The following is a 12,851-nucleotide window of genomic DNA, read 5'->3' as shown; positions in this document are numbered from 1 at the left end:
TTTTGGCGACGGCGTCCGAACTCGTCCTCGCGAGCCAGATCGAGGCTGTGCGGCAGAATGCAGAGCTGCATGGCTGGAAGTTCGAGCAGCTTGATCCCGCGAGCTTCATTCTCGGCATGCTGGCGAAGGACGGCTCGTGGTTCACGACCCTGGCGAAGTGCGACGGCTTCGCCGCAAGGCCGCCGGCATGGCACTGGTACAACCCCGAGACCAAAGCCATTGACGCGCCGTGTGACACGCCGCTCGGCGGCAACTTCTTCCACAGCGCCGGTGTGATCTGCGCCCCGTGGAACCGCCTCGCTTACAAGGGCGTGGACGCAAGAGGCCCGCACGACAACTGGACCATCGGCAACTGGATGACGATTTCCGAAACCGGCGGGACGCGGACGCTCGCGGCGATGGCAACGCGCATTGCGCATGAGCTTCTCACCGTATTCACGAAGCGGATGGGGTGAGGCATGCGGAACTGGCTCCAGCGTCTTTTCTCTCCGCGCCCCGCGGCGTTTCGCCCGGTCACGCCGCCGCAGCCGCGGCGCATCCTGATGACTGCCGCCTGCGTTAGCGCCCTTCGGCCTGCCCTCGAGCCCGAGACAGCGCGCGGCCACGAGGGAATTGTCTATCTGCTGGGCCAGACCGACGGCTTCACAAGCATCGCCCTGAGCGTGTTCCGCCCAGTCGCGCGGACGACGCGCGGCAGCTTCCATGTTGACACAGCCGCCATGCGGCAGGTGGTTGAAGCCGCGAACGTGCACGGGCTGCAGGTGGTCGGACAGCTCCATACGCATCCCGGCGAGGCCTTTCACAGCGACGGCGATGTCGCCGGCGCCCTGATCCGGTTCGGCGGGTTCATTTCGATCGTGCTGCCGGAATACGGAAAGGCTCTGCCCGACTTCAGGGGTGCGGCGATCTATATGTTCAGCGGAGGTGAACGCCGCTGGCTCGATCTCACGGCTGCCGACGTGGCGGTCCTGCCGGAGCGGCTGCCGTGAACGATCAGAGCTTCCTCTCGCGACGGAATTCCCGGACAAATCTCTATGGGCGCGGTGCTCGCCCGCTCGATCCGGGGCGCTGGATCAGCCTTGCGATCGATGCCGCCTATGCCGAAACCTATGCCGGGCAGGTGGCCCTGCTGACGGCGGCGAACCTGATTGGAAGAATGACGCCCTCGGTGGCGATCGCCGTTCCTGACGGCACGAAAGTTCGCGATCCGCTGCCCTGGGCGGGGCAGTCTCTTTCTGATCTGCTGTTCGAGCAGCTCTTCGCCGCGACGCCCGCCGACAAGGGCGGACGGTTCATGGCGCGCGGTCCCAACTCGGGCGATGTTGCGATTGCGTTCGGATCCTGCGCCATCCGCGGCGCCGCCCTCGTCCATGGCTGCGGCTGGGATAGCTATTTCGGGAGGGAAACATCTCCTGTTCGCGCAAGCGATATCACCAATCCGTGTGGCCCGGCCTTCGCCGCCATTCTCTGCGGCGCGAATCTGCTCGCAGAAGGGCTGCACACCTCCCCCACGAGTTATCTGTGCAACACGCTGGACTGGTCCGCGCGGGCCGCTCCGCAGGGAGCGCCGCAGCCTGATCCGGCTACCGCGCTCGGCGAGCTTTGGACCATCGGCACAGGCTCCGTCGGCACGGCGGCGCTGTATTTTCTGACGCTGTTCACCCGACGCTTCGAGGCCGGGCTGATCGACAAGGACGATGTCGAAATCGAGAACCTCGATCGCTCGCCGATTTTCACCGCGATGGACGATGAACGGCCAAAGGTCGATGCGACGGCCGATTACCTGCGCTCGGTTGGCGTTGCCACGGTCAAGCCCGAACGTGCGGCCCTGGCCGAGTCGAAGCTCTGGCGGAACAGGCAGGAAGGGACGCCCGACCTCCTAATCACCGCCGCCAACGAGGATCATGTGCGGTTTCAGATCGAGGCCGACATGCCCCCGATTCAGATTTACGGCACGACAGGGAAGAACTGGCAGGCCTCGGTCATCCGGCATGTCCCCCTGCGCGATCCGTGCTCGCTGTGTCTATTCCCGGACAGCGGTCCGATCGTGCCGACGGCCTGCGCCACGGGCAAGGTCGCAAGCCCTTTGGATGGAAAGCAAATCGACGCCACCCTTCCGTTCCTCTCCTTCGCCGCAGGGCTCATGACCGCCGCCGAGATTCTCAAGCTCGGCCTACCAAACTACCCCTTCTCCAAAACGATCACACAGTATTCGACAAAGGCGGAGGACAAGCTCGTATCCGCGCGGCTTTTGCCGCGCGCAGGCTGCCTATGTCAGTCGGGACGAGACAGTGCGCTTCACGGTCGCATGATCGCCGGGTCGCGATACGCGGCGCTGTCGGAATGAAACTAAGCTGGTCGCGCCAGCGGACAACAATAATTGCGAGGCAAAAACCGGCGCCACCGTAGCGTGCGGGCTAGAGAACATAAACTTCTTCAGTCTATACTGCTGGCGAACAAGCGCCCAGGACGGCCACACGGGATCTCATCGCCTCGGAAACGCGCCGAATCTGCCGGCGCTAAGTGCGTCTGGAACTCGAGGAGGCGCGCTCAATGGGGAGGGGATCTGCGGAATCGGACCGGACCCCGCAGGCTGTGACGGGGGACTATGGGACATAACGCATTTCCTCAAAGCCTAAGCAGCGGCCGCAGCGTCATACGCTGCCGTCCGAGCGGCCTGTCATGACTCTCAGGGCCGTGTCGCTCTTCAGCGGAGCCGGCGGATTCTGCGAGGGCGTGCGCCTCGCAGGCTGGAATGTCGTCTGCGCCGTCGAGTCGGATGCGCAAGCGTGGCTGACGCACGCCGCCAACTTTTCCGACGTCGCGCTCTACAAGGGTGATATCGTCCGCTTCCTGCAGGACGAGCAGCCTGGCGTACCGGGCCTGCGCGAGCTGACGGGCCGCAAGATCGACATGGTCTATGGCGGGCCACCCTGCCAGGGTTTCAGCCAGATCGGCCCCCGCAACCTCGCCGACCCCCGGAACCGCCTCTACGAGGAGTTTGTCCGCGTTGTCCGGCTTCTCCGGCCGCGGGCGTTCGTGATGGAGAATGTCCCGAACATGGTGGCCATGAAGAACGGCCATTTCAAAGCCAGAATCCTCGATGCGTTCCGCGAAGCGGGATACTCGCGGACGGCGATCCTGCCAGCCGTCGCCTCCGACTTCGGGGTTCCCCAGCACCGCCGCCGCGTCTTCGTCTTCGGAATCCGCGACAGGCTGCCGTTCAACGGGGACTTTGCGGAAGCCATCAAGTCGCTCCTCGAGCGGGAGAAGTCGGACGCGATCGTCACGGTCCGTGAAGCGCTGTCTGATCTCCCCGCAACCGTGTCGGACGACGACGGGCCGCTTCCCTATCCAAAGAAGCCCGGCGGGCGCTACTCGGACTTCCAGAAGCTCATGCGCCTGGACTGGGACCATGAGCTGCTGACGGCCGCGCGGAAGCGGACGAACCTCGCCGAGGACATACTCTACAACCATCACACCAAGGGCATCGAAGCCCGCCGCAAGAAGATCATCGCCGCCATTCGCCCCGGCGCCCGCGGCGATTCCCTTCCCGCCGCACTCTGGAACGGCACGCGCGGGCACAAATGGCGCCGTCTGGATCCCGAGAAACCATCCTACACGATCCTCGCGCAGATGCATCGGGACCTCTCCGAATGGATCCACCCAACTCATGACCGCTGGATCACGGTCCGAGAGGCGGCCCGGCTTCAGTCCTTTCACGATGGCTTCGTCTTCCACGGCAGCGAATGGCAGCAGCTGAAGCAGGTCGGCAACGCGGTTCCGCCGCTCATGGCGCGTGCGGTTGCGCGTGCCGTTTCAGGGCTGCTCGACCAGATGCCCCGCAAGGCAAGCGGGTAGCGTCGGCATGGGGGAGATGGCTTTTCTTGCGTCTGCCGGCCTGCTCGCCGCCCTGGCCATTGGGATCGGCCTCTGGGGCTGGCGGCGGCTGTCGCGCAAGGCAAGCGTCGAGACGGCACCACGTGCGGCCGCGGCCGCGCTCCGGGCTTCCGCACCGCACGTAGCAAGCAGCGATGCCGACATGGCCGGGGAAAGCCCGCGCACCAGCCCCACTCGAAGAACGATGGGCGGCTCCGGTGGCGCGGCGACCGCTGAACCCGTGACGTCGCCGCCAGAGCCCCTCGGGGCGGCGAACCTGGCACAGGCCGCGGATGAAGATGGGACGCCCGAACCGACTGACGTTCTCCAGGAACCGCTCCCGCCGGCCCAGTCGTGTATTCCCGTCCAGCCGTCATCACCTCCAGCAATGGAGGAGCCCATCGCTCCGGCGGTTCCGGTGTCCGGTAGCGCTGGCGCTGGCGCGGACCGCGCCGAGCCGGACCTGCTGGCGCCTAACGTCGATGAGAAAGCTCCGGAGACGGACAGCCAGAGCGCGGTCGCGGCGCCGGACAGCGCTCCCACATCTGGACCTGATGCTGCTGTGGATCAGGTTGCTGTTGCGGACCAGGACAGTCCGGCCTTGGTTCTGCCTGCGCAGCCGCCCGAACTGCTTGCTCCTGATCCGCCGCCTTTGGAGGATGCCGCAGCGCTCGCCGTTCCGGAGCCTGGCGGCGGCGAAACAGAGCCCGCCGAGCAGGTTCCGCTGCCGTCGCCTCCCGATGGGGAACCAGCTCCCGGAGCAGGCGGTCAGGTAGCGGTCGTGGCGGGCGGCGCCATAGCTCCTTGCGAGGACGCCGGCGCGGAGAAGGACGGCTCTGCCCCGGTGCTGACCCCGCGCAGCACAGTCGAAGCGCCCCATGACGCCGGTCTGGCCTCCGCGGACAGCACGGGCGATCCACCGGAAGAGGGCGTCGCCAGCCAGCCTGACACCGGCCCGGAGGAGCCGGCGCCTGAAGCGGAAGCCGAGAGCGACACCGCCCGCCTGCCAACAGCAGCAGGGGAAGAGGACCCAGCTCAAAGCGCCGCTCCTGCAGAGCCTAATTCCGGCTCAGAGCCAGCACCGCAACCTGCGCTAGAACCGCCGGCCGGCCGTGCGCCCCGGCCCAAGCAGCCCGCGGTCCATCGTGACCGAAGAGGGAAACGCCGGGCGGTTGAGGCGGCGGCACCGCCGGAATCCGTCGCCGGAGTTTCGGGCCAGTCCATCCGGCCACCGGCGGAAGCGAGACTGCGCCTGTCTCTTCACCCCATCCGCCGCACGGCGCGGCTCTCCGTTATCCTGACCCGTCCCGACGGCTTTCCCGCGCGCGTAACGGTTCAGGAAGCCGGCAGCCAAGTGATCGAGGCTTATGACGATCAGCGCTACGACGACCTCGACCTGCCGTGGACGAGCGAGCTGCTCGACGGCGAGTTCCGGCTTGCGAGCGCGGACGGATTCCAGTGGCTCCGCAGCGCCCGGCAGGTCCACCTCTTCGTGCAGGACCCCAACGAGCCCGAGCTGATTTCGGCCAGCGCCGCACGGACCGGCATCGCCCATGCGCTGATCTGCCGGTCTGGCGATGTCGAAGCCGTCCGCTTAGCCGCCGCATCAACAGGCTCTTCGGAACTGCAAACGCACGAGCATTGGCAGGGCATTCCCGGCGGCTGGATCGTTCTGTCGGGGTACACGCCAATGCATGCCGCGGCGACGCCGCTGCCGGCCGGGCTGCGGACGCTCGATCCTGGCGAGGGCCTCGAGATCGGCTTCGATGGAGGACTGGCGCTGCGGGGCCGCGTCTACGCCGCCGGCTATCCCCCGCGGATTCTCATTCTTCCGGCGCCAGGCGCCGCGTCAGTCACTATCGGGAGCCAGCCGGCCGCGCTCTCTGCCGACGGCGCCTGGACCGCGCCGGGATGGGATGCGCCCGGCCAGCATATCGTCGATGTCGTCCCCGGACCCTCGGCGTCCTACGAGATCGCTGCCGATCCCTGGCTGTCCGGCGGCTGGGATTTCTGGGACGCCCATCCCGAGCGCTTCGGCGATGGAGTGGGGGAACCCTGGTCGCGAGCAAGGATATGCGGCGCGCTCGTCAGAGGACCGGCGGACGAAATGGTGTTCGCCGCTGAGACACAGCCGACGCTGATTGCGCTGGGCGCCCGATCGGGGGCAATGCCGCTCCGCCGACGCGGCGATGCCGCTGTCTCCGTCGGTCTCATGGCCCAACCGCCCGCATTCCTGCTTGCGGCGACCGGTCTCCGCCGGTCGCAAGGCCGCGTCGTCTGGCTCGGCTTGGCGCCCGCACAGAAACTATCCAGGCAACACGACGCCGAGTGGGTGACTATTGTGCGGAGCGCAGCGGCGCGCCGCCTCCCGCTGGTGCAGGCCGATTCCCTTGGCGAGGATTCATGGCGCAAGGCGAAGGAGCGCGCCCGCCGGCTCAGGAACAGGAGGCCGCTCACATGACGGACCGCCTGCTCGAGTGGATGTCCTTCCGCCGCTCCGGCCGGATCAGCGACATCGCCTCCGACCTTGCCGACGCCGGCGCGGTCCGCCGCACTGTAGAAAATCTGGCCACGCTTGGGCATCTCGAACTGCTAGCGGGCGCGAACTGGAAGATTGCCCCGCCGGTCCTCGCGGTCCTGCCAAGAAGGCCCAACGGGGCCGCCGCCGCAGTGCTGTGCGGCGCCCGGACGCCCGGCGTCCTCGCGGCGCTGGCGAGCGCATGCGCAGGCGTCGGCGTCCAGCTCGAAACGGAGGCCGCCGCGGCGCGGCCCTCGGTGATCCGTGTCATCGCCGGCTCAAACAGTGGGCTCGCAGCGGCTGCGTCCGCCGCCAGGATTCCGCTGCAGCACGACGCGGCGCTTACACTGCTCGCATGCACACCCACCATCCGCAAATGGCCGCGCACACCTTGTCCGATGGTTGCCGGACGCGTCGAGACGGTGCGCCGCTTTTCCCGGTCTCGGATCGGCTGGATTGACTCCACGCTCCCAGAGGCAACCGCTGCCCGGTCCGGCTTCTTCCGCATCAAGCGCGACTGGGACTGGGTCAGCATCCTGAAGACGGACGTCTCCGATTGCTCCTATATCGATGACAGCGCAGGCCGGCTTGCCGCCGCGGCAAAGCTCAAGGTTGCTTCATGGACGGCCAGCTCGGGCAGGCTCGATCTGCCCGGACAGCTCTATCCGCCGGCCGCCATCGCCCGGGCCCTTACTCTCTGCACCGGCCTTCTTCCGCAGTACGACGCCGCGACGCGGCGGATCTCCTTTGCCGGCGTCCCTCCAGAAATCCTGAGGCTGACGCTGGCCATCACGGGGCTGAAACTCGCATGAGCGATCCAATCCAGACCTTTCAGAACCTGAAAGGCGCGTATCTGCGCTATTTCGACAGCCCCTTCGACCTGCGCTTCGAAGAGCTGGTCCGCGCCCGCCGGCAGCTGCTGGACCGCGACGGCGTGCTCTATCGCGAGCCACTCATAGAACCGCAGCCGCCTTATGCCGGCAGCGGCCACGACGTGCGCGCGGCCGTGACGAATGTGCTTGGCGGAGCCGCCGGCTGGTCAGCTTCAGCCGTGGGCGACCTCGCCGGCGTCGCCGAGCAGGGCCTGTTCCTCCCGCGCGGCGCTATCCCGATCGAGCTCTACGGACACCAGGTGGAGATGCTGCGCTCTAGCGTCCTACAAGGCGCGGACTCGGTCATCCTCACCGGCACGGGGTCCGGGAAGACAGAGTCCATCTATCTCCCCGTCCTCGCCGCGCTCATCAGGGAATCCGCCGCCTGGCCCGCACTTGCCCCAGCGCCGCGCAACGACTGGTGGACGATGCCGCCGCCGGCGGGCTCGGGAAACCGGCGCTACCATCCCCGCATCTCCCAGCGCGCACACGAGCAGGGAGGCCGGATGGCGGCCATGCGCGCGCTCGTCCTCTATCCGCTCAACGCGCTCGCCGAAGACCAGATGGCGAGGCTCCGCCTGGCGCTGGATGGCGATCACGTGCGCGCCTGGCTCAGCGCCAACCGTCCGGGCAACCGCTTCTGGTTCGGGCGCTATACGGGGTGGACACCGGTTTCGGGCCGTCCGGACCGCGATGGCGCCGAAGGCGAGCTGCGCACCGAGCTGCAGCGCCTCAGCAGCATGGCCGCCCGGGTCGCCGGTACCGACGCCGAGCGCTTCTTCCCCCGCTTCGATGGCGGCGAGGCCTGGAGCCGCTGGGACATGCAGGATGCGCCGCCGGACGTACTCATCACCAACTACAGCATGCTGAACATCATGCTGATGCGCGACGTCGAGATGCCCATCTTCGAGCAGACCCGCCAATGGCTGGAGGCAGACCCGGCCAACATCTTCCACCTCGTCGTCGACGAGCTGCACACCTATCGCGGCACGCCGGGGACGGAGGTCGGCTACATCCTCCGCGTCCTTTACGACCGGCTCGGTCTCCACCCGGACCATCCGCAACTGCGCATCCTCGCCTCCAGCGCATCGCTCGGCGAGGACGAGGCCCGGGCGCAAGACTATCTGCTGCAGTTCTTCGGCCGCTCGCGTCCGTTCAGCCTGATCCGGGGCGGCGCGCTTGCATTGCCTGCCGGCGCAGCGGACCGTCTGCGCCACCTCGCCGCTCCGCTTATGGACCTCGGCAATCAGGTCGCCAATGGCGGCGGGACCAGCCTGTCAGCCGCCGCCGGCGCCTTCGCGGCCGCCGCCAGCCTGCCGGCCCCCGACGCGAGCCTCCCGGAAACGCAGCAGCTGGGCGCGGTGCTGGCGGAAGCCGGCGTGCCCGACGCCGTCCGCGCTGCGTGCAACGGCGCCACTGACGAGAATCCGACGGTCGTGCCGCGCACCATTGGCGCGCTTGGCGCCACGCTGTTCCCCGGCGACACGCCGCAGGATTCAACCGCGGCCGCGACGGGCATCGTTGCGGCCATGGCGCCCGCGCAATCGCCAACCGGCGCGCCACTACTGCCGATCCGGGTCCACCTTTTCTTCCGCAACGTCCAGGGCGTCTGGGCGTGCAGCAATCCGCAGTGCAGCCAGGCATCATGGACGGATGCAGCCATTCCCGTCGGCCGGCTCTACGACCGCCCGACCACCACCTGCGCCTGCGGGTCGCGCGTCCTCGAAATGCTCTACTGCGAGCCCTGCGGCGATATCTTCCTGGGCGGCTACCGGCGCACGCTGCAGCAGAATGTCTGGTCTCTGGTACCCGACGATCCCAACATCGAAAAGGCGCCGGACCACTCGGCCAACGACCGCGACTACGACAACTACGCCATCTATTGGCCGGCGCGGATGCCTGACGGCACGCTCCGCCAGCCGCAGCGGGACAGCTGGGTGCAGGAGGGCGTCACGCGCAGATGGCGCATGGCCGTTTTCGACCACCGCACCGGCGAGATCCAGGTGGCGCGGCGGAGCACGGACGCGACCGGCTGGATCTACCACGTCGCCGATCTGCATCAGACACCGGTGCCGCCACGGGCAGCTGTCCCCAGCGCCCGCAACGAGCGGCCGTCGGTCTGCCCGCAGTGCGAAGCCAACTGGAGCGGAATGACCAGCTCCGCGCCGATCCGCACGCAGCGCACCGGCTTTCAGAAGGTTGCGCAGGTACTGTCCGACTCGCTGCTGCGCGAAATCGCGCCGCCCCAGCCTGTGGCCGGGTCTCCGCCGGAAGACGTGCGCCGCAAGCTCGTGCTCTTCTCCGACAGCCGGCAGGACGCGGCCAAGCTCGCCGTCGGCGTCGCCAAGTCCCACTGGCTTGACGGGCTGCGCCAGGCGCTGGTCGACGGCATGGCCGACAGTACCCGCGCGGTGCTCCTCTTCGAGCGGCAGGTCCAGGGCGGCGCCCTCACCCCCGAGGAGACCGCGCTCGCCGGGCTGTTCGCGGTGTCGCGGCAGAGCGAGGCTCAGGCCATCCTCTCCGCTCAGCATGCCGCCTTGCGCACCCTGCCGTCTGCCGTGGGCGGCCTAACGATGGAGCAGCTCGCGGCCCAGGTCCTCGCGCGCGCCGGTGCGGGGCTGTCACGCGTCACCGACCTCGAGGAAGAGGCCGCGCGGCGGCTGCTGACCACCGGGATGAATCCCGGAGGCGTCGACCGCAGCGTCATGTGGACCGATCTCGACGAGCATCAGGGGGAATGGCAGCGGCTGTTCGACTGGACCCGGTCTCCGCCGGCCTACAGGCCGGCGCTCTCCGGCGAAGAGCAGGCGCACCGCGCGCGCATCCAGGTCGCTGCGCGCGAAGCCGTCGCCGAGACCCTGTTCTCCGGCGGCCGGCGCGATCTCGAATCGCTGAAGCTCGGCTACGTCACGTTCGACCGCATGCGGCACACCACCGCGCCCGCGGTGGTGCGCGAAGCGGCCGACAGCTGCATCCGCATGCTCGGCAAGCGGCGGCGCATCGACACCCATCGCGCGACCGTCGATGATCCGCGCCTTCCCAAATACGCCCGCGATTATCTTGAAGCGGTCGCCGTGCTGAACGGCCGCACCCCCGCTGACTTCGAGCGCGATGTCACGGACCTCCTGGCGGCAGCCGGTGTGTTCGACCAAGGGTTGCTGCTTTTCCGCGGCCTTTTCGCCGCGGACGCGGGCGACACCTATTATGAGTGCGCGCGCTGCTCGCGCATCCATCTGCACGCAAGCGGCGGAATCTGCAGCGGCTGCCAAAGCCGGCTCGACACGCCCCTGCGCATCGGCATCGACGATGCGGGCCAGGAGGGCGACTACTACCGCTGGCTGGCCGTGAGCGCCGGCCCAATCTTCCGGCTCAACTGCGCCGAGCTCACCGGCCAGACCGACAAGCTGATGGCGCGCGACCGCCAGCGCCTGTTCCAGAACATCACGGTCGGCGCCGAAGTGCCGCTCACCGACAATATCGACCTCCTGAGCGTGACCACCACCATGGAGGCCGGCGTCGACATCGGATCGCTGCTCGCCGTGATGATGGCCAACATGCCGCCGATGCGCTTCAACTACCAGCAGCGCGTCGGCCGCGCCGGACGCCGCGGCGCTCCGCTGTCCCTGGCGCTGACGCTCTGCCGTGGCCGCAGTCATGACGACTATTACTTCCAGCGCCCCGAGCGCATCACGGCGGATCCGCCGCCGCCGCCCTATGTGGATACCAACCGGCCGCAGATCCTCCTGCGGGTTCTCGCCAAGGAAGTGCTGCGCCAGATCTTCTCGGATCTCAGCCTGTTCCCCGGCACCGCAGGCGACAGCGTGCACGGCGAATTCGGCACGGCCGCCGCCTGGACGCAGCCGCCGCCCAATCCGCCCGCCGGCTATCGGGGCACGACTGTCGCCGACATCATCCAGGACTGGATCAGCCGGCATCAGGCGGCGGTCGCCGCCATCTGCGATGCGCTGCTCGTCGGTACGCGTCTCGCCGGTGACCCCGCCCAGCGAGCGGTCGCGATCGGCTGGATCACCAACAGCCTCGTGCCAGAGATCACGGCCGCGACCCAGGACCAGAGCCTCATCCAGATCGGCCTGAGCGAGCGCCTAGCCAATCGCGGCATCCTGCCGATGTTCGGCTTCCCGACCCGCGCGCGGCTGCTCTATCATAAGCAGCCCTCGAACTGGCCGCCCCGCCAGGTCGTCGACCGCGATCTCGAGCTGGCGGTCAGTATGTTCGCGCCTGGCGCCGAGACCGTCAAAGAGCGGACCATCCACACCGCCATCGGCGTCGCGCACTACCGGCCCCAGGGGCCGCGCGCCGTGGAAGAGGTCAACCCGCTCGGTCCGTCGGTGCGCATCGGACTGTGCGGAAACTGCCAGCATGTCGAGACGGTGACGCCCGACGTACCGGCCTGCCCGGTGTGCGCCTCGCCGACAGGGCCGGACGAGCGCGACTATCACCCGATGGACCTGCGCCAGCCCAAGGGCTTCGTCAGCTATTTCACCAAGGCGCGCGACTATGACGGCGTGTTCGACTTCGTTCCGCGCGCCGCGCGTCCGAAAGTGGGCCGGCCCGCCTTTCCGATCGTCCCGCATCTGAATTTCGATGTGGGCGCAGGCCAGGGACGGCTGCACGTCGTCAACGACAATGCCGGCCGGCTCTTCCATTTTTCGCAGGAGCGCTGGGCGGGAACCGAGGCGATGATCGACGTCGCCGCGGCAAATGCCGCCGAGGAGAAGCACGCCGCGTCGGTCGGACGCCGGCCAGGGCGGCCCCTCGCGCCGACGGGAGCGATCGTACCCTGCGCGCTGGCGGCGATCAGCGAGACCGACATGCTGCTGCTCGGCATCCGCGACTATGGTCCCGGGAGCGGCGCTGATCCACGGACGCCGCAAGGACGGGCCGCGCTCTACTCGCTGGCCTTCATGCTGCGCCGCGCGGCGGCCGTCCTTCTCGACATCCAGGACTATGAGCTAAAGGCCGGCATCCGCAGCCAGGAGGATCCCGCACTCGGCACCGTCACCGGCCAGGTCTTCCTTTCCGACACGCTGGAGAATGGCGCGGGCTATGCGACCCACCTTGGGAACCCGGCGGCAATGCAGGAACTGCTGGAGATGATTGCGCAGCCGACGCCGCGCGAGTTTCATGACCGGCTCGCGGCCCATTCGCACGCGGACGCCTGCGACACATCCTGCCCCGACTGCCTGCGCAGCTACAGCAATCTCGCCTACCACAATCTGCTCGACTGGCGGCTGGCGGTCGACATGGCGGAGCTCGCGCTCGATCCGTCGATTCCGCTCCTGTTGTCGTCGCCGAGATGGAGCCGTGTCGCGGATCTCGCGGCCGTCACTCTCGAAGCCGCGCGGCCCGGCTTCAGCCGCACGCTGTTCGGCGGTTTGCCGGCCCTGACCGATGGGACGGAGGCGGTCATCGTCACCCATCCGCTGTGGCTGACGGAACGGGCGACGGTGGGCCCGGAACTCGCGGCTGCCTGGGACGATGCCGAGCGCAGCCACGGCCTCAGGGTCGACCCCCAGCGCAGCTTCATCTCGGTGTTCGAGGCACTGCGGCGGCCGGTCTAG

At 68.1% G+C, this 12,851-nt stretch carries 7 protein-coding genes; all 7 read left to right on the top strand.

The genetic code is table 11. The features are described 5' to 3' along the window. The first annotated feature begins 2 nt into the window (after positions 1-2). A complete protein-coding gene (locus AL346_RS10795; RefSeq protein ID WP_019400639.1) occupies positions 3-455 on the top strand; it encodes a hypothetical protein in 453 nt (150 codons plus the stop codon). Between the two features lie 3 nt (positions 456-458). Beyond that, positions 459-989: a Mov34/MPN/PAD-1 family protein gene (locus tag AL346_RS10790; protein WP_019400640.1), complete on the top strand. Its 531-nt coding sequence runs from the start codon at positions 459-461 to the stop codon at positions 987-989. After that, positions 986-2,347, top strand: a complete 1,362-nt coding sequence (locus AL346_RS10785) for a ThiF family adenylyltransferase (RefSeq protein ID WP_019400641.1) — start codon at positions 986-988, stop codon at positions 2,345-2,347. The genes AL346_RS10790 and AL346_RS10785 overlap by 4 nt, the downstream gene beginning before the upstream one ends. 335 nt (positions 2,348-2,682) lie before the next feature. Then, entirely contained in the window at positions 2,683-3,861 is a 1,179-nt protein-coding gene (locus AL346_RS10780; protein WP_156332732.1) for a DNA cytosine methyltransferase, read from the top strand. 1,372 nt (positions 3,862-5,233) lie between these two features. Continuing rightward, complete coding sequence (locus tag AL346_RS10770) at positions 5,234-6,340, top strand: hypothetical protein (protein WP_019400644.1); 1,107 nt, start codon at positions 5,234-5,236, stop codon at positions 6,338-6,340. Then, positions 6,337-7,209 (top strand): hypothetical protein, encoded by an 873-nt coding sequence (locus tag AL346_RS10765; RefSeq protein ID WP_019400645.1) that lies wholly within the window; start codon positions 6,337-6,339, stop codon positions 7,207-7,209. The genes AL346_RS10770 and AL346_RS10765 overlap by 4 nt, the downstream gene beginning before the upstream one ends. Continuing rightward, complete coding sequence (locus AL346_RS10760) at positions 7,206-12,851, top strand: DEAD/DEAH box helicase (RefSeq protein WP_019400646.1); 5,646 nt, start codon at positions 7,206-7,208, stop codon at positions 12,849-12,851. Before AL346_RS10765 ends, AL346_RS10760 begins: the two co-directional genes overlap by 4 nt.

It is taken from the genome of Chelatococcus sp. CO-6 (assembly GCF_001271345.1).
Classification (GTDB): Bacteria; Pseudomonadota; Alphaproteobacteria; order Rhizobiales; family Beijerinckiaceae; genus Chelatococcus_A; species Chelatococcus_A caeni.
Note: the sequence above shows the minus strand (reverse complement) of the source record. Positions and strands in the feature narration are given on the sequence as shown.